This is a genomic window from Curtobacterium sp. Arg-1 (assembly GCF_025643395.1).
In the GTDB taxonomy this organism is placed as follows: domain Bacteria; phylum Actinomycetota; class Actinomycetes; order Actinomycetales; family Microbacteriaceae; genus Curtobacterium; species Curtobacterium poinsettiae.
In genome coordinates, this window is record NZ_CP095731.1 from 1,646,285 (window position 1) to 1,663,170 (window position 16,886).

Genomic DNA, 16,886 nt, shown 5'->3' on the forward strand with positions numbered 1-16,886 from the left:
CGGTTCGGGCCGACGACCGGCGTGGTTCGCCGTCCAGGGGCCTCGACGTCGTACAACCGGGGACCATGCGAACCGTTCCTGCTCCCCAGACGCTCCGGGTGATCGCCGAGGATGCCGCGCGTGCCGTCGCGCCCGACCTCCTCGCCGTGTTCCGCGCCCCGATGACGATCAGCACGAAGCGCGATGCGCACGACGTGGTGACACTGCACGACCGCGCGGCCGAAGAGGCGATCACCGCGGTGCTCACCGCGGCGGTGCCGGGTTCCGTCGTGCTCGGCGAAGAAGGCGGCACCACCGGCGGCCCCGGCAGCGCCGACACCACCGGCAGCACCGACACCACCGGCAGCGCCGACACCACCGGCAGCACCGGCAGCGCTGACACCACCGGGGACGCCGTGGTGCGGTGGATCGTCGACCCGATCGACGGCACGGCGAACTTCGCCCGCGGACTCGCGTACTGGTGCATCTCGATCGCGGCCGAGGTCGACGGCGAGGTCGTCGCGGGGGTGGTCTTCGACCCGGTCGCCGACCACGTGTTCGCGGCGGACGACGACGGAGCCTGGCTCGACGGTGCGCCGATGCACTCGTCGTCCGGCCCCGACGACGCCGCGACGGTGCTGACGAGCTTCCCGGTGCAGCAGGACCTCGACCTGCTCGGCGAGGCCGCGGCGTTCGACCTGCTGCGTGACCTGACGGTGCGGTACCGCCACCACCACAGCCTCGGCAGCGGCGCACTCAACCTGGTGCACGTCGCCGCGGGGTGGTCGGACGCCACGATGGGCTTCGCCACGCACCCCTGGGACGTCGCCGCCGGGGCACTGGTGCTCGAGCGGGCCGGTGGGTGGTTCCGGGGCTTCCGCGGGGGCGAGCCCGTCGACCGTGCGCACCTGGCCGACGACTACGTCGCTGCCGGTGCCGGTGGATCGCACACCGAGCTGGTCCGTCGGGTGCAGGACCTGTCGGCGATGACCTCCACGGACGCTGCAGCCGCCGACCCGACCGCCCGCTGAGCCGCACCGCCCACTGGACCGATCCGCCGCCGGCCGCGCCGTCGACGGCGTCGCGGTGCTCAGCCGACCTGGTGCCCGGCGACCGCCCGTCCCGTCGACCCCCGCTGCAGCAGGCGCGTCGGCAGGACCTCGTGGCGGTCACCGCGTCGCCCGCGCAGCCGTTCGACGACGAGCTCCACCGCCCGCGCGCCCATCCGGACCCGCGGCTGGTCGACGCTCGTCAGGTCGAGCCGGTCGCCGAGACCGGTGCCGTCGAACCCGGTCACCGCCGCCATCCGGGGGAGCGCGAGTCCCGCGCCGTCGGCGATCGCCACGAGCCGCGCCGCGGTCGCGTCGTTCGTCGCGACGAACGCCGTCACCCCGTCGCCCAGGTGCCGGGCGATCCGCGCCGGGTCCGCCGCCAGGGCATCGACGTCGTCGACACGGTGGTCACCGGGCCGGCCGAGCTGCGCCGAGACCGTGGCGTGCGCGACGGCACGACGGGTCGTCGAGGGGTGGTCCGACTCCGCCACGAAACACGTGCGCCGGTGCCCGAGTGCGGCGAGGTGGAGCACCAGGTGGCGCATGCCCGATTCCTCGTCGGCGCGCACGGTGTCGAGTCCGAGTCCGGCGAGACCCGACCCGCTCGAGCCGAGGACCGCGACCGGCAGGTCGCGCGCGACCGCAGCGAGCCGTGCCGGGGCGACCCGGCTGCTCAGGACCGCGACCCCGAGGACGCCGTCGGCCGACCCGCGGGAGGCGTGCAGGGCCTCCAGGCCGTCGGCCAGCCGGGCGGCGTCACGGAACCCGTCCACGACGCGGAGCGCGAACCCCAGGGTCTCGGCGGTCGCGCGTGCGCTCCGGAGGGCGTCGTCGTGGAACGGGTTCGCGGCTTCGGTGACCAGCACGCCGAGCACGAGCGGCGCGCCCTGCGCGCGTCGCCGGGCGAGCGTGCCGACCGGGAGGCCCAGCTCGTCCGCCGTCCGCACCGCGAGTTCCCGACGTGGTCGCGACACACCGTCGTCGCCCCGCAGGGCGAGTGACACGAGCGATCGCGAGACAGCGCAGCGCTCGGCGACGTCGCGGAGGGTGGAGGCCACGGTCAGGCGAGCTTCCAGGTGTGGACGTGCTCCCAGGTCATCGTCTGCCACCAGCGGCCGGACCAGTCCGGGCTCGCGGTGCGGTAGAGCACGACGGTGTCGCCGCGGAACCCGGTCGGCACGTCGACGTCGAGTTCGTGGATGTACGCGCCCACCTCGTCGTGCAGGTCCGGGCGGACGTACAGGTCGTGCGAGGCGAGCGAGAGGTGCGCGCGGTACTGCTCCGGGTCGTAGTCGTTCGACGGCGGGACCTGCATCGGCTGCCGGAAGGGGGCGACCACGGCATCGATGTCGGCGGCGAGTCGGACGAAGTCGTCGTTGTGCGAGCCTTCGGGCCGGGTCGCGACGTCGTAGACGAACCCGATGCCCTGCTCGCGGACGCCGGCGTTGTGGACGTCGAACGCCGGGCGTGCGTCGAGCAGCGCCGTGACGGCCGCGATGACCTGGTCCTCGTTGCTGCCGAACGGCTGGCTGCCGACGAGCGTGGCGTGCGGCGGGAAGGCGCCGGCGGACACCAGGCCGTACTGCGCGCGGAGCTGGTCGGTGACGACCGTGACGGCGCGGCAGGTGCGGGCGTCCGGGCGCAGGTAGATGCCGTGGCGGTAGGGGTCGCTCGGGTCGCGCGGCAGTTTGGCGGTGACGTTCTGGGGCATGGGTCCGTCCGGGGTCGGTCGATGGGGAACGTTCCCGATCGTCGGGAACGTTCCCCATGATCGACCGGAGCGGCCCGGATCTCACCCGTCGGCCCGTGACGGGACGGTGAACGATCGGTGTCGGCGACGCCGGGTCAGACGCGTGCGGCGGTCCGGCCCGGCACCAGGGTGCCGTCGACGGCGTTGTGGGCGACACCCGTCGAACGGCCGTCGATCTGGTCGACCACGTCGTCGACGGACAGGCGGCCGATCAAGCCGAGCGGCTGTCGCCACGAGGTGATGCCGAGCAGCTCGGTGGCGAGCGGCGCGACCCCGTCGTAGCCCGTGACCGACAGGTCGTCTGGTGCACGGAGACCACGGCGGCGCATCGACTCGAGCACACCGACGGCCCAGCGGTCGCTCGGTGCCATGACCGCCGTCACGCCGCCGGCGCCGAGGACCTGCTCGAGGAACGAGTCGAGGTCCTCGGGGTCCGCGCCGTGGTCCTCGGAGCGGATCCGGAGCACCTCGGCGCCGCGCGCACGGAGCCGGCGCACCATCGCGTCGGTGCGGGCCGACTGCGTCAGGGACCCGGACGGTGTGACCGTCAGCACGGCGACGCGACGGTGCCCCAGGTCGGCGACGTGGTCGGCGAGGCCGCGACCGCCGCCGCGCTCGTCGCAGTAGGCGCTGCTCACCGCCGGGTCCGTCTCGGGGCGTCCGGAGACCACCGTCGGGATGCGTCGGGCGAACGGCAGGACGTCGTCGATGGGCAACGCGCCGCTGCAGACGATGAGCCCCTCGACGCGCAGGGACACCAGGGTCTCGAGCGCCCGGCGTTCCTCGCTGACCGGGAACGACCCCGCGCCGGTGGCGGTGACGACGCGGTACCCGCGCGCGGCGGCCTGCAGCTGGAACGCGGTGAGCAGGTGCCCGTAGAACGGGGTCGAGGCATCACGGACGAACGCCCCGAGCGTGTGCGTGCGGTGTGCCGACATGCCGCGGGCGTTCGCGTTCGCCACGTAGCCCAGGTCGAGTGCCGCCCGCTTGACGCGTTCGGTCGTCGACGGCGCCACCCCGTACGAGCCCGCGAGGGCACGGGAGACGACCGACTTCGACACGCCGGCCAGGGCTGCGACGTCGTGGATGGTCGGGACTGCCGGGTGTCCGGTCACCGCGGGCACCGTCGTTCAGAGGACTGCACGAGTGTCACGGTAGCCGGACGGACGCCCGGAGCGGGCGACGGTGGTGGTGAACAGTTGGTCACGCCGACCGCCCGGGGGAGTCCGAGCGGTCGGCGTGGGTGGCCGGTGGTGGCGGCCGGTGGCGGTGGCGGTGTCGGGTCAGCGGTGCGTCGCCGGTCGACGGACCGTCAGGCGGTACTCCTTCTTCGTGGTGCCGTCCTGCGCGGTGACCGTGATGCGTGCGGTCCGGCCGGAGACGTGCACGGTGGCGACCGCGTTCGGGTTCGTCGTGTGCACGTGGACGTCGGCGGCCCGGAGCGTCCGGACCGGCGCCGTCACCGTCGCACCCTGCGACGAGGCGGCGGCGGGCAGGTGGACGCGCACGCCCGCGACCGTGATCGAGGAGACGGTGGCGTCGCTCGACACGAGGAACCGCTGGCGCAGTGCGGCGGCCTCGTGCCCCGTCACGCCGATGGTGTCGCGCAGGTACGCGTCCATCCCACCGAAGTCGGTGGCGATGTCCTGCTCGAAGGTGCCCTGCAGCAGCTGCGGGGTGGCCCAGGTGACCCCGAGCTGCGTGTTCGAGAGCAGGTAGTCGTGCAGGATGTCGGCGCTGTCCACGCCGAGGACCCGGTCGAGCAGGTCCACCACGGTGCCGGTTCGGTCCATGCCGTGCGAGCAGTGGATGAGCACCGTGCCGCTGGTGTGCGAGGCGAGGATCCGGAGCACGCGGCGGTAGGCGGTGATCATCGACCCGGGGGTCGCCGGGTCGACGTGGCCCTTGTCGACCAGGTCGTGGTACATCGCCGTGTCGTCGCTGTAGTCGCCGTCCGCGCCGAACATCGAGATGTCGACGTGCCGCGCGCCGGGGATCGCGACGTCGGGCTTCGCGGCGATCTGGGACGACGTCCGCAGGTCGACGACGAGGTCGACGTGGTACTCGTCAGCCAGGGTCGTGGCCCCGGCCGCGGTGATCTTGTCGAGCGACTCGGAACGGATCAGCCGCGGAGCGTTCACGGTCTGACCGGACCGGCCGTGCACCGCGGCGAGCTCGCGACCGTTGACCAGTCCGGGGACGTCGGTGATCGGGTGGTCCGCGGCGGTGAACGCGGGCTGGAGTGCGGTGTCGGCGTGGGCGGCCGTGACGGAGAACGCGGCGGAGGCGACGACGGCAAGGCCGGCGAGTGCGGTCGCGGCCACACGGGCGGTGCGCTGGGAGTGGGTGAGGGGGGAGCGGTGGAGCGGGGGCACGGGGCATCCTCGATCTGATCAGGACCCGGGGGTCGCGGGGATCCGGACGCGGTGACGTCCGGATCCCCGCAGGATCGCGAGGTGGGTGGTCGGCCGAGTGGCTGCGAGGTGACCGGGGTGTGTCCGGGTCATGAGGCAGCGCTCAGTCGCCGAGACGGCCGCGGCCGGGTGCACCACCCGGTCGCAGCCGGCTCAGGACGCCGGGGCCAGCCGGTACCGGAACAGCTCGGTGAGCACCTGCTGCACGGGCGTGTAGAGCAGCACCGTCGTGCTCGTCGTGCTCGTCGTGCTCGTCGTGCCCGTCGTCGAACTGCCCGAGATGATCCCGTACAGCCGGTTCGTGGCGCTGATCACCGGTCCGCCGGCGTCACCCGGCTCGATGCCCATGCCGGCATCGGTGCGTGCGGCGGCGAGGTGCTGCGCGCCGGCGCGGCTCGCTGTCGGCACCCGTGTGGCCGTCCAGGAGCAGAGCACCCCGCTCGCCGCCCCGCTGGTGCAGAAGGGATCGGCGTCGGGCTGGCCGGTGCCGGTGACGGCGGCACGTGCCGGGTCGCCGTCGACACGGGTGAAGACACGACCGGATGCTCGCGGCGTGTACGTCGAGACGGACGGGTCGCAGGACCCGGCGGCCGCCCGGACGCGCGTGCACGCCAGGGGTGGGATGACCGCGAGCTCGACGTCGGAGTCCGCGGACTGCCAGACCACGCTGCCGACGGCCGCGCCGTCGAGCCGCACCGGCGCCTGCAGCGGCGCGCAGCGCTTCGCCAGCACGACCCACCTGGTCGCCCGCTGGTACGCGGTGACCTGGCTCCGGAAGCCCTTGGCGGTCAGGACCGCCCCGACCGTGCAGGTGCTGCCGGGGACCCCGACCTGGGTGCCGGCGATGATCGGTGCCGCGGTGCGGTCCGGGTCGCTCGTGGCAGCCGAGGCCGGTGCGGTGCCGGCGAGGGCGATGCCGACGGCGGCCGCGACGGACAGGGCGACGGCCAGGGTGCGGACGCGCACCGCTTGCGTGTGACGGAACACGGTTCAGCCGAGCCGGCGGGTGCCGTTGACGCGTCCGATCACGGACAGGGTGTCCGGGTCGGCGAGGCGGGCGTGCCAGTGCAGCGTCGTCGTGCCGCGCGGCAGGTCGGGGAACGCCGCGGTGAAGCGGTAGTGCCCGCTGGCGCTGACCATGTCGTCCCCGCTCGTGACCTCGGCGATGTGCTTGCTGAACAGGCCGCGGGGCTTGCCCGGTGCGTCGTAGTAGACGATGACCAGGGTGCCGGGCTTGCCGGCGCCGGCGAAGGTGGTGCCGGTGAAGCTCGTCCGGTCTGGTCCGCCGTGGGTCTTCGCGGTGAACGCCACGGCTGCAGACCGGGTCGGGGCGTGGGCGGTGTGCGTGGTGTGCGGGATCGTGGCGGCCCCGGCCTGCGCGGGGACCAGGGCGCCGGCGGCGAGTGCTCCGCCGAGGGCGACGCCGGCGATGAGCGCGGTCAGCCGCCGGGACGCCGGCTTGCGGGCGGTGGACGGGGTGGGACGCATGGGGACTCCTCGGTTCGGCTCGGGTCGACTCGGTGTGCGTGAACGCTAACAATGGGCCAGACGATCGTCTAGCGAATGCCGGAAGCTGAGTGGATCAGAGGCAAACCGTCCGGACGGCGTGCTCCCCTCGTGCTGTCAGACGTTCGTATGATGACCCGAGACCCGAACGAGGAGTGCGATGAACCAGCGGCAGCAGGCGAAGACCCGGACCCGCGAGCAGATCATCGAGGCCGCGGCGGCGGTGTTCGCGAGCCACGGCTACGCGGGGACGTCGTTCGCCCGGGTGGCCGCCGCCATGGACCGCCCGAAGTCGGCGATCGGCTACCACGTCTTCTCGTCCAAGCACGAGCTCGCCTTCGCGGTCATCGAGCGGCAGCAGGCCCGCTGGGCGGTGATCGACTCGCTGATCACGCAACCCGAGGGCCTCGAGCACCTGCTCGTCATGCTGACGTCCGCCTGTTCCGATGCCATCCGGTGTCCGGTGGCTGCCGGGGCCATCCGTCTGAGTCACGAACTCCGCGGCGCGGGAGAGGTGATCCCGCGGGTCTTCACGTGGGACGACTACGTCCGCCGGCACCTGTCGGCTTCGAGCGGGGGTGTCGGCCCCGCCACCGATCCCGAGTGGGCTCGTGCGGCGGACCTCGTGCTGACGTCGACCTTCGGGGTGATGTGGGCCCGGACGAGTGCACGACTGACCCGTGACACCGAGGGGCAGCTCCGGGACCTGTGGGCGGCACTGTTCACCGGGCTCGGACTGCCCGGCGTGCACGGCTTGCTCGAACAGGTGGAGCCCGTGCGGGTCGGCGGACACCCGGCCACCCCGGGGGACTGACCCCGCAGGGCTCGCCCCTCGCGAGGGGCCCCGGCGGACTGCTGGTCCACCGGGGCGCCGGGCCTACTTCTTCTGCTCGCTGCCGTCCGGGTTGACGACGTACCAGACGCCCTTGTCGCCCTGTCCCGTCACGTCGCCGGCCTTCTTGTCCCCGACGAAGGTGTAGATCGGGCGCCCGTCGATCGTGATCTGCTGCCCGCCGTCCACGCCCTTGATGGTGCCGACCGTCCCGGTGATGCCCGACACCTTCGGCTTCGTGGTCGACGCTTCGATCGCCGGCCACGCCGCCGCGCACGCACCGGTGCACGTGCTCGTGCCGGAGTCCTTGACGTCGGCGTCGAAGTAGTAGGCGGTCATGCCCTTGCCGTCGACGACGACCTTGCCGAGTGTCGTCGAAGCGACGGTCGCGTCGACCGAGGGGGACGAGTCGGTCGTCGCGGGCGCGTCGCCCTGTGCGGCGGGGGACGGCGAGGGCGACGGTGCCGCGGAGCCGGCCGTGGAGCAGCCGGCGAGTCCGAGGCTCAGGGCCAGTGCGGCACCGAGGAGGACGGAGACGGATCGGGATGACGGTGTGCGGTGGGGTGTCGACACGGGGGCTCCTCGTGGTCAGGTCTCGCCGCTGACTGCTGGCCAGACGTTCGTCTAGCGAACGTAACCGCAGTACCGAGCGGCGGCCAGCACCCTGCGCGGCCTCTCATCCGGTGGGCCGCGGATCGTGGGAGCGGCGGTCCGTGTGCTCGACCACGTGGACGCCGTCGACACGCCCGATGACGTCCAGCGACTCCGGGTCGATCAGTCGGGCGCTCCAGGACGCCTGATCGGCGTCGCGGGGCAACTCCGGCAGGACCGCGGTGAAGGCGAACCGGCCGGTCCGACCCACCGCGCTGCTGCCCGGCGCGATCTCCGCAACGCGATCGTCCCCGGTGCCGTCCCGCGGTTCGCCGTAGTGGATGACCACGACGGCGCCGGGGGTGCCCCTCCCGGCGAAGCGCACGCTCACGACTCCGCCGGTACCGACCGTCCGTGGTGGGCGGATCGCGAACCGGTGCGCGCCGCTCGTCGAGGGCGGTGCGCCGAGTGCGGCACCGAGCGCTCCCGATGCCCCGAGGCCGAGTGTCTCGGTACCCGTCGTGGTCGGTGGCGGCGCCGGCAGGGCGAGCGCGACGGCGAGCGCGGCGATCCCCGCGGCGAGGACGATCGGTGACACCCGGACCCGGTCGGTGCTGCGCGACATGGTCGGCCCCTTCGTGGACGGCGTGTGGCGGAAGTCGCCACGCCACACGCTACCGCTTGGCCAGACGATCGTCTGTTCGTCCGCGTCCGCGCCCGCGTCCGCGCCCCCGCCCGCGCCCGCGCCCCACCAGGACGCGCCACCGCCGCTGTTCCGAGATGACGACGGCGACGCACAGGACCGTGACGGCGACCGCGACCGCAGCCGGCCAGACGACCCAGGACGCGGCGATGGCTCCGACCAGGTGCGCGAGGACCGACGCGATCGTCACCACTCCCGGTACCGCGACGGGCGGGTCGCCGCCGGGGCGGTCACCCGGCGTCCCGAAGACCGCCGGCGGCACGACGAGGAGCAGGACGGCGGCGATCGCGAGCACCGGCGAACGGGGCCAGAGCGCCCAGGGCACGGCCACCCATGCGACGAGCTCCGCCGTGAACCGCAGGCCGCCACGGAGCGGGTCGTGACCGACGGGCCTCGACGCGCGCGCCGCCGTGGTGACGGTCACCGTGTCGTCGCGGCACGGAACCCGCGATCCAGGAAGTCGACCATCCACGCAGCACTCGCATCGACGTCCGTGTCCATCTGGAACCCGCCGGACGTCTCGATCGTGGCGAACCCGTGCAGGACGCTGCGGAGCACCCGGAGTGCGTGGACCTCGTCGGCGGGGTCGAGCGGGTAGTCGCGGAGCGCCGCGGCGAAGGACGCCAGGGTGCGGCCGAGCGCGACGGCCAGCGGGTCCTGGGCGTCGGTCGGCCGGACGCTGACGGCTGCCTGGTACCGCGCCGGGTGCTCCCGGACGCTCCGGCGCACGGTCTGCACCGCCGCCTCGAGCGCACTCCGGCCGCTGCGCCCCTGCATGGCGTCGCGGAGTGCGTCCCCGAGCTCGTTCGCGCCGAGGATCGCGATCCTGCGCGTGAGGTCACCGAGTCCGTCGACGTGCTTGTACAGCGACGGTGCCTTCACCCCGAGGCGGTCGGCGACGACGCTCATGCTCAGTCGGGCCAGACCGATCTCGTCGGCCAGCGTCGCCGCGGTCTCGGTGACGGTCGCCGGGTCGAGCCCCGCCCTAGGCAACGGGGCCTGCGACGGGCAAGGTGCGGGCGAGGAACGGCAGCAGCAGGGCGAGGAGTGCAGTCGGCGTCTCGGTGTGGGGGTAGTGGCCGGCGCCGTCGATGACGGCGAGCTCCCCGAGGCCGTCGGGCAGGTCGGCGAGGACGCGCTCGCCCTCGGCGCGGGGGTCGGCCCAGTCCGGATCGGCGCTGCCCTCGACGACGAGCACGGGGCACCGGACGGCACCCAGCTGCTCGCCGGCGTCGGCGGGCGACGTGCGGGTCATGGCGCGGAGGACCGCCAGCCGCTCCGGTTGCCGCAGGGTCGTCTCGATGCGGCCGCGCTCGGTCGCCCAGTCGGCGGGCTTGGCGGGGATCGCGATGTCCAGGTACGCGAGCCAGCCGGGCAGGCTGCCGCTCGTCATCACGCGTGCGAGCTGGACGGTGCCGGCGCGGTGTCGGCGGTTGCGCAGGAGCCCACCGAGGTCGACGGACTGCTTGCGCGTGAACGGTGCCAGCTCGACGATGCCGGCGACCAGGTCGGGTGCGGTGGCCGCGGCGATCGTCGCTGCGCCGCCGCTGATCGACTGCCCGACGACCACGGCCGGGCCGCCGAGGTGCCGGGTGACGGCGACCAGGTCGCGTGCGATGTCGGAGCGCTCGTACCCGGACCACCCGGTGCTCGAGTCGCCGCAACCCCGCAGGTCGACGTTCGCGACCCGGTAGCCAGCCGCGACGAGCTCCGGCACGACGAAGCGGTAGGAGTGGCGGCTGTCGCCCATCCCGTGGGCGAGGACCACGAGCGGCCCTGAGCCGGAGAGGTCGTAGGCGATCGTGCCGCCCTCGGTGTCCAGGTGTTCGAGCATGACGTGGCTCCTTCGGCTACGGGTAGTAACTCAAAGGCTAATACGCGTAGCCGGAAAGTCAAGGACTGCTCTGGTCCGCGCTCCGGGTGCTGCCATCATGGCCGGGTGCACCATGACGAGGACCACCCCCGACCGGACGTCACGACCGTCGAGATCATCGGCGGCCCAGAACCGGTCACCGTGACCCTGCACCCCGCCGACAGCGGGTGGGCTGCGGTCTTCGCGGACCACCGGCGACGCATCCTGGAGGCCCTGCCCGGCTCCGGCGCGGACGCTGCGGTCGTCGAGCACATCGGCTCCACGGCCGTCCCCGGCCTGGCGGCGAAACCCATCGTCGACATCGTGGTCGTCGTCGCCGACATCACCGCCGAGGCGACCTACCTCGACCAGCTCCTCGCGGCCGGGTACGAGCTCCGCGTGCGCGAACCCGGCCACCGCCTGGTCCGGACACCGGCTCGCGACGTGCACGTGCACGTCTACGAGCAGGGCGCGACGGCGGTCGAGGAGTACCTGCTCCTCCGCGACCACCTGCGCGTCGACGCCGACGACCGCGCGCTGTACGAGCGCACCAAGCGGGAGCTGCTCGGCCGGAGCTGGGACGACATGAACGCCTACGCCGACGCGAAGACGGCCGTCATCACGGCGATCAAGGAGCGGGCGCGCCGGAGCCGCGCGTCCTGAGACGCGCGGCTCCGGTTCCCGCTGCCCGGTCTCAGCTCGTCGGGACGACGTCCCAGTGCTCGCGGATCAGGTTGCCGTCCACCCGGAACAGGTCGGCTGCGCCGAACGGTGCGTCGGCCTTCGCCCCGACCTGCTTCGAGAACGTCCACACCAGGTCGCCGTCGGCCAGCGAGATGACGGACTCCTGCTTCGGCAGACCCTGCGCGGCACTGCCGGCGAAGAACTGCTTGAGCGCGGCGGTGCCGTTCGCGGCGACCGAGTTGTGCTGCAGGTACGCCGGGTCGAACTTCTCGTCCAGCACGGACACGTCGTGGTCGCGGAACAGCCGGTTGTACGCGGTCACCGCGAGCACCCGGTTGTGCTCCTCCTGCCGCTCGGTCAGGTGGTGGTCACGCTTGGCGGCCGGGTACAGGTCGCTGAACATGCTGTTCGTGTTGCCGCTGGCCGGCGTGCCCGTCGGGACCGTCTGCCGGAGCGCCCACCACTCGCTGATGCGGCCGTTGCGCATGCGGAACAGGTCGACGGCGGCGTCACCGGTGCGTTCGTCCTTCGGCTTCGCGGTGATCTGCCAGTGCACGGCCACCAGGTCGGCGTCACCGGCGATGTGCTTGATCACGGCGTGGGCACCGGGGACCCGGGCGCGGTCGGCGGTGAACTCGGCGAGCAGTGCAGCCGGACCCGAGGCGCTCTTCGCACCGTGGGCGACGGCACCCGATGCCACGGCGGTCCGGGCGGCAGCGCGTGCCGTCGCCGAGGCGGGGGAGCGGAAGGCGCACCGGAACAGGTGCCGGACGGTGGCCTCGTTGCGCTGCTCGGCGCGACGGTCGAGCCGCGAGACGGCCGTGCCGCCCTCGGTGGTCCGCGCCGCGCGGGACACCGTGTGGTGCGCGGAGGTCGTGGTGGTGGAGGTGTGGAGGGGTGCCGCCACGGCCGGGCCGGCCACGAGCGACACGGCGATGGCGACCGGAGCTGCCACCGCACACGCCTTGGCGATGATGGGGAGAAGTGATGTCGTCTGCACGGCAGAACGATGGAACCGGTCCCTGGGGGCCGCCGCGCGCCCTGGAGCCGTCGCGTGCTGCGACCGTGACCGACTTCTCAGGCGCGGTGCGGGCCTCCCGGGTGGTCTGCGAACACCCTGCCAGGGTGACCCGCTCCCGCTGGTGATCGACGAGCCGGACCTGTGCGACGGCTCACGCGCACTGTCAGCCGATCCCTACGCTCCGGGTTCGTCGATGGCCAGACGGAGCTCGGCGAGGACGGGCAGCGCGGCGCGCAGCGCGTCGACCCCGTCCGGGCCCAGGCGTTCGAGCGCGCCGACCAGGACGTGCTCGGCCGAGGCGTCGTAGACCCGGAGCCGCTCGGACGCGAGCTCGGTCAGGGCGATCTCGGTGCTGCGGCCGTCGCCGGTGGCGAGCCGCCGGTGGACGAGCCCGCCGCGCTCCATCGCGGTGACGAGGTTGCTGACCGTGGAGCGGGCGAGGCCGAGGGACCGGCCGAGCGCCGTCGGCGTGAGCCACCCGGCCTCGTCGAGGCGTCGCAGCACCTCGATCTGGGCGTCGGGCAGTTCCGGCAGCGCACCGTCACGGCGTGACGCGTTCAGCAGGGTGCGGCGGAACGGGCCGACCTGGTCGCTGAGCCGCCGAGCGATGTCCCGGAGTCCTGCGGTGTCGTGCTCGCTGCCCATGTCCTCAGCTTAGGTCCTCGAAAAAGGTTTGCAACAAAACTATGTTTGGCGCAGGATGGGTGCATGACGATCACCACCTCAGTCGCACAGCCCGTCCCGTCGCAGGACCTCTCCGGCATCGTCGGACACCGGTTCATCTACACGTACGCCAACGGCTGGCAGTACGAGATGTACGTCAAGAACGCCACCACCATCGACTACCGCATCCACTCCGGCATGGTCGGCGGGCGCTGGGTCAAGGACCAGCAGGTCGACCTCGTGGTGCTCACCGCCGGCGTCTACAAGGTGTCGTGGAACGAGCCGACCGGCACGAGCGTCGTCGTGACCGTGGTGCCGGGGGAGCGCGTGCTGCACGGCACGATCTTCTTCCCGCACTGGGTCGAGGAGGACGGCAGCAAGACCGTGCTGTTCCAGAACGACCACCTGGACCGGATGCGCGAGTACCGCGACGCCGGCCCCACCTACCCGATCTACGTCGTCCCCGAGTTCGCCCACATCACCCTGTTCGAGTTCGTCGGCCAGGACGACGAGACCGTCGTCGACACCGCGCCCGCCGACCTGCCGGCCGGGTTCGCCGACCGGAGCAACTGAGCGTGACTGCGGAACGTCCGCTGGAGCGTGCCCTGACGAGCATCCGGCTCGAGCACCGGGGCGGGGCGCTCCGGGGGTGGGAGTACCGCCCGGCGTCGGTGCCCGCGGCTGCCGGCGGCTCGGTGCTGTTCGTGCACGGGTTCGGTGACTCGTCGATCGGTCCGCGCCAGCTCTTCGTGCAGGCCGCGACCGCCCTGACCGACACCGGTCTGACGGTCCGCTCCTACGACCGTCTCGGGCACGGCACGAGCGACGGACGCTTCGCGGACATCTCGATCGGCGACGAGGTCGAGCAGGTCGTCACGATGATCCGGGCGTTCTCGGCCGACCAGGGGGCACCGATCCACGTCGTCGCCCACAGCCTGGGCGCCGTCGAGTCGGCGATGGCGGCGGCGAGGGTCCCCGACCTGGTGCGGAGCCTGACCCTGTGGTCGCCGGCCGGGGTCGTGGTCGACGACATCGCCGTGCACGACACCATCCAGGGGCAGCCGCTCGCGCCCGTCCGCGACCGCGGCTGGTTCGACTTCGGTGGGACCGCCCTCGGGCGCGGGTTCGTCGACGAGGTCCGGGACGGACTCGACGTCTACGCCCAGGCACGCGGGTACGACGGGCCGGTCGACGTGCTGCACGGCACCGCCGACGAGATCGTCCCGGTCGAGTACGGTCGGCGCTACGGCGAACTGCTCAGCGGGGCGACGTTCACCGCGGTCGAGGGTGCGGACCACGTCTGGTCGTCGGTCCCGTGGCGCGAGCAGCTCGTCGACCGCCTGCTCGAGCGCGTCAGGGAGCGGTCCGGGCGATGAGGTCCTGCACCCGCGCACGCACGTCGTCGCGGATCGGCCGGACGGCGTCGAGGTCGAGCCCTGCGGGGTCCGGGAGCTCCCAGTCCTCGTAGCGCTTGCCGGGGAACACCGGGCAGGCGTCCCCGCAGCCCATCGTGATGACGACGTCGGCGGCACGGACGGCATCGGTGCGGAGCAGGGCCGGCTGCTCGCCCCGGATGTCGATGCCCTCCTCGAGCATCGCCTCGACGACCACGGGGTTGAGCTGGTCGGCCGGTTCGGAGCCGGCGCTCCGGACGTCGACGCGGTCACCGGCCAGGTGCTGCAGGAAGCCGGCGGCCATCTGGGAACGGCCGGCGTTGTGGACGCAGACGAACAGGACGGTGGGCATGCGGGGTGCTCCGATCAGAGGACGACGGCGCCGAGCAGGCCGGCTCCGATGACGACGGCCCACGGGGGAGCGGACCAGCGGGTGAGGGCGGTGAAGGCAGCCACGGCGAGCGCCAGTGCGGGTGCCGAGCGGACCCCCTCGGTGATGACCGGGTCCCAGAGCGCTGCGGCGAGGAGCCCGACGACCCCCGCGTTCACGCCGGCGAGCACGCGTCGGGCCCACGGCAGGGCGCGGAGCACGTGCCAGAACGGCAGTGCGCCGATGACCAGGAGCGCGGCGGGCAGGAAGATCGCGACGAGTGCGACGGTTGCGCCGAGGACCCCGCCGGGGCTGCCGTGGGCGACGGCGCCGAGGTACGCGGCGAAGGTGAACAGCGGCCCGGGTACGGCCTGTGCGGCGCCGTACCCGGCCAGGAAGTCGGCGTGCCCCACCAGGTGTGTGGCCACGGTCTGCGACTCGAGCAGCGGCAGGACGACGTGGCCGCCGCCGAAGACGAGCGAGCCCGCCTGCGCGAAGACCCCGAACAGGCGCACGGCACCGGTGCCGTTCGCGGCGATCGGGGCCGCGACGAGCAGGGCGGCGAACGCGACGAGCGCCGACACCGCGACCCAGCGGGGGAGCCGGACGGCGCCGCCCGTGTCAGTGGCGCCTGCATCCACGCCCACGGCGACGACGCCGCGGAGCCACACGGCGCCGACCACACCGCACACCGCGATCACCGCGACCTGCGGCCCCGGGCCGGGGACGAGCAGCACCACGATCGCGGCTGCGGCAGCGACGGTCGCCCGTCGGCGGTCCGGCGTGAGCGAGCGCGCCATGCCGAGCACCGCCTGCGCCACCACCGCGGCTGCGGCGGCCTGCAGCCCGAGCAGCCACCCGGCGCCGGCCAGGTCGGGCGTGCCGGACACGAGCAGGGCGAACGCGACGAGCAGCACCGCGGACGGCAGCGTGAACCCGCACCAGGCGGCGAGGAGTCCGAGCAGCCCGGCGCGCTGCAGGCCGAGTGCCATCCCGACCTGGCTCGACGCCGGCCCGGGCAGGAACTGGCAGAGCGCGACGAGGTCGGCGTAGGCGTCGTCGCCCAGCCACCGCCGACGCACCACGAAGGTTTCTCGGAAGTACCCGAGGTGCGCGACCGGCCCGCCGAACGAGGTCAGCCCGAGCCGCAGGAACACCAGGAACACCGAGGCAGCGGACGATCGCAGGGGCTCGGGGCTCGTCGTCACCCGCCCATCTTGACGACGGCAGATGGTTCAGTCAACATTGAACTGATGAACATGCGGCAGCAGGACCTCGAGCAGCGCGCGGCGCAGCACGCGGCCCTCGGCGACGTCGCACGCCTGGCGGTCGTCGACCTGCTCGCGGCCTCCGACGCCAGCCCGAGCGAGGTCCGGGCCGCCCTCGGCCTGTCCGGCCCGCTCCTCGCGCACCACCTGCGCGTCCTCGAGCAGGCCGGCCTGGTCACGCGGCGCCGCTCCGACGGCGACGGCCGTCGCAGCTACCTGCACCTCGAGCCGAGCGGTGTCCCGCACGGGGCGGCGGCGGTGCCGGGTCCGGTGTCGCGCGTGCTGTTCGTCTGCACCGGCAACTCCGCGCGCTCCCCGCTGGCCGCGGGCGTCTGGGCGCAGGTCAGCGAGATCGGTTCCCTGTCCGGCGGGACGCGTCCCGCCCCCGCCATCGCCCCCGGCGCGGTCGCCGTCGGTGCGCGCCACGGCCTCGACCTCGGCGACCACGTCCCGCGGTCCTTCCACGACGTCCTCGCCGACGGCGACCTGGTCGTCACGGTCTGCGACCGTGCGCACGAGTCGATCGACGACGGTGACAGCCTGCACTGGTCACTGCCGAACCCCTCGCGCACCGGCACGCCGGAGGCGTACGAGGCCACCTACGCGGACCTGCGGTCCCGCGCCACGGCGCTCGCTGCGCGCCTCGCCGCCTGACGCGGCCCCACGAACGGAACGCCCCGATGAGATCCCCCCTCCTCATCGGGGCGTTCTCCCTGTGCCGTGGTCGGCACGCACCGCCGGGCGGGAGGCTCGGGGCGGGCCCGCACCGTGCCTCCCGTCCGTCCCGTGGCGGCCCCACGGCCGAGC

The 16,886-nt window shown here is 73.4% G+C and carries 21 protein-coding genes; 6 read left to right on the forward strand and 15 right to left on the reverse strand.

From position 1 onward, the window contains the following. The first annotated feature begins 65 nt into the window (after nucleotides 1–65). On the forward strand, nucleotides 66–1,010 hold the full coding sequence (locus MXD64_RS07925) for an inositol monophosphatase family protein (protein WP_259552411.1): 945 nt from the start codon (nucleotides 66–68) through the stop codon (nucleotides 1,008–1,010). Nucleotides 1,011–1,069: 59 nt separating this feature from the next. Here MXD64_RS07925 and MXD64_RS07930 read toward each other — a convergent pair whose 3' ends face one another. The 6 genes from MXD64_RS07930 to MXD64_RS07955 form a co-directional block, all read right to left on the reverse strand. Beyond that, a complete protein-coding gene (locus MXD64_RS07930; RefSeq protein WP_259552412.1) occupies nucleotides 1,070–2,089 on the reverse strand; it encodes a LacI family DNA-binding transcriptional regulator in 1,020 nt (339 codons plus the stop codon). A gap of 2 nt (nucleotides 2,090–2,091) precedes the next feature. Then, a complete protein-coding gene (locus MXD64_RS07935; protein WP_263137378.1) occupies nucleotides 2,092–2,742 on the reverse strand; it encodes a 2'-5' RNA ligase family protein in 651 nt (216 codons plus the stop codon). 134 nt (nucleotides 2,743–2,876) lie between these two features. After that, nucleotides 2,877–3,896 carry a LacI family DNA-binding transcriptional regulator gene (locus MXD64_RS07940; RefSeq protein WP_017885682.1) on the reverse strand — a complete coding sequence of 340 codons (1,020 nt, stop codon included), beginning with the start codon at nucleotides 3,894–3,896 and terminating at the stop codon, nucleotides 2,877–2,879. Between the two features lie 168 nt (nucleotides 3,897–4,064). Next, nucleotides 4,065–5,156, reverse strand: a complete 1,092-nt coding sequence (locus tag MXD64_RS07945; protein WP_263137379.1) for a tyrosine-protein phosphatase — start codon at nucleotides 5,154–5,156, stop codon at nucleotides 4,065–4,067. A gap of 192 nt (nucleotides 5,157–5,348) precedes the next feature. Continuing rightward, nucleotides 5,349–6,161 (reverse strand): trypsin-like serine protease, encoded by an 813-nt coding sequence (locus MXD64_RS07950; protein ID WP_263137380.1) that lies wholly within the window; start codon nucleotides 6,159–6,161, stop codon nucleotides 5,349–5,351. Between the two features lie 24 nt (nucleotides 6,162–6,185). Then, on the reverse strand, nucleotides 6,186–6,683 hold the full coding sequence (locus MXD64_RS07955; protein WP_042541053.1) for a hypothetical protein: 498 nt from the start codon (nucleotides 6,681–6,683) through the stop codon (nucleotides 6,186–6,188). A gap of 178 nt (nucleotides 6,684–6,861) precedes the next feature. On the opposite strand from MXD64_RS07955, the gene MXD64_RS07960 reads away from it, so the two are divergent. Next, nucleotides 6,862–7,515: a helix-turn-helix domain-containing protein gene (locus MXD64_RS07960; protein ID WP_017885678.1), complete on the forward strand. Its 654-nt coding sequence runs from the start codon at nucleotides 6,862–6,864 to the stop codon at nucleotides 7,513–7,515. A gap of 63 nt (nucleotides 7,516–7,578) precedes the next feature. Here the strand turns inward: MXD64_RS07960 and MXD64_RS07965 are convergent, their stop codons facing one another. From MXD64_RS07965 to MXD64_RS07985, 5 genes are all read right to left on the reverse strand, one after another. Further along, the gene (locus MXD64_RS07965) at nucleotides 7,579–8,106 is read right to left on the reverse strand and encodes a COG4315 family predicted lipoprotein (protein WP_263137381.1); all 528 of its coding nucleotides are present in this window, start codon (nucleotides 8,104–8,106) and stop codon (nucleotides 7,579–7,581) included. Between the two features lie 103 nt (nucleotides 8,107–8,209). Then, entirely contained in the window at nucleotides 8,210–8,749 is a 540-nt protein-coding gene (locus MXD64_RS07970) for a hypothetical protein (protein ID WP_139179683.1), read from the reverse strand. 49 nt (nucleotides 8,750–8,798) lie between these two features. Beyond that, complete coding sequence (locus MXD64_RS07975; RefSeq protein ID WP_159555971.1) at nucleotides 8,799–9,251, reverse strand: hypothetical protein; 453 nt, start codon at nucleotides 9,249–9,251, stop codon at nucleotides 8,799–8,801. After that, the gene (locus MXD64_RS07980) at nucleotides 9,248–9,820 is read right to left on the reverse strand and encodes a TetR/AcrR family transcriptional regulator (RefSeq protein ID WP_056068389.1); all 573 of its coding nucleotides are present in this window, start codon (nucleotides 9,818–9,820) and stop codon (nucleotides 9,248–9,250) included. Before MXD64_RS07980 ends, MXD64_RS07975 begins: the two co-directional genes overlap by 4 nt. Further along, nucleotides 9,813–10,661, reverse strand: coding sequence for an alpha/beta fold hydrolase (locus tag MXD64_RS07985; protein WP_017885673.1), 849 nt, complete (start codon nucleotides 10,659–10,661; stop codon nucleotides 9,813–9,815). The genes MXD64_RS07980 and MXD64_RS07985 overlap by 8 nt, the downstream gene beginning before the upstream one ends. A gap of 105 nt (nucleotides 10,662–10,766) precedes the next feature. Between MXD64_RS07985 and MXD64_RS07990 the strand changes: the two genes are divergently transcribed. Next, nucleotides 10,767–11,342: a GrpB family protein gene (locus MXD64_RS07990; protein ID WP_017885672.1), complete on the forward strand. Its 576-nt coding sequence runs from the start codon at nucleotides 10,767–10,769 to the stop codon at nucleotides 11,340–11,342. 31 nt (nucleotides 11,343–11,373) lie between these two features. Here the strand turns inward: MXD64_RS07990 and MXD64_RS07995 are convergent, their stop codons facing one another. Both MXD64_RS07995 and MXD64_RS08000 read right to left on the reverse strand, forming a co-directional pair. Further along, nucleotides 11,374–12,318 (reverse strand): nuclear transport factor 2 family protein, encoded by a 945-nt coding sequence (locus MXD64_RS07995; protein WP_017885671.1) that lies wholly within the window; start codon nucleotides 12,316–12,318, stop codon nucleotides 11,374–11,376. Between the two features lie 240 nt (nucleotides 12,319–12,558). Continuing rightward, complete coding sequence (locus tag MXD64_RS08000) at nucleotides 12,559–13,029, reverse strand: MarR family winged helix-turn-helix transcriptional regulator (protein ID WP_017885670.1); 471 nt, start codon at nucleotides 13,027–13,029, stop codon at nucleotides 12,559–12,561. 63 nt (nucleotides 13,030–13,092) lie between these two features. Here MXD64_RS08000 and MXD64_RS08005 point away from each other — a divergent pair, with 63 nt between their 5' ends. Together MXD64_RS08005 and MXD64_RS08010 are read left to right on the forward strand one after the other, a co-directional pair. Further along, nucleotides 13,093–13,620, forward strand: coding sequence for a phenolic acid decarboxylase (locus tag MXD64_RS08005; RefSeq protein WP_017885669.1), 528 nt, complete (start codon nucleotides 13,093–13,095; stop codon nucleotides 13,618–13,620). 2 nt (nucleotides 13,621–13,622) lie between these two features. Beyond that, nucleotides 13,623–14,423, forward strand: a complete 801-nt coding sequence (locus tag MXD64_RS08010) for an alpha/beta hydrolase (protein WP_263137382.1) — start codon at nucleotides 13,623–13,625, stop codon at nucleotides 14,421–14,423. On the opposite strand, the gene MXD64_RS08015 is transcribed toward MXD64_RS08010, so the two are convergent. Continuing rightward, entirely contained in the window at nucleotides 14,401–14,793 is a 393-nt protein-coding gene (locus tag MXD64_RS08015) for an arsenate reductase ArsC (protein WP_017885667.1), read from the reverse strand. The two genes, MXD64_RS08010 and MXD64_RS08015, sit on opposite strands and share 23 nt — an antisense overlap. 14 nt (nucleotides 14,794–14,807) lie before the next feature. After that, nucleotides 14,808–16,019, reverse strand: coding sequence for a chromate efflux transporter (gene chrA, locus MXD64_RS08020; protein ID WP_056068397.1), 1,212 nt, complete (start codon nucleotides 16,017–16,019; stop codon nucleotides 14,808–14,810). A gap of 45 nt (nucleotides 16,020–16,064) precedes the next feature. Between chrA and MXD64_RS08025 the strand changes: the two genes are divergently transcribed. Continuing rightward, the gene (locus tag MXD64_RS08025) at nucleotides 16,065–16,733 is read left to right on the forward strand and encodes an arsenate reductase/protein-tyrosine-phosphatase family protein (protein ID WP_159555975.1); all 669 of its coding nucleotides are present in this window, start codon (nucleotides 16,065–16,067) and stop codon (nucleotides 16,731–16,733) included. Nucleotides 16,734–16,886 lie beyond the last annotated feature (153 nt).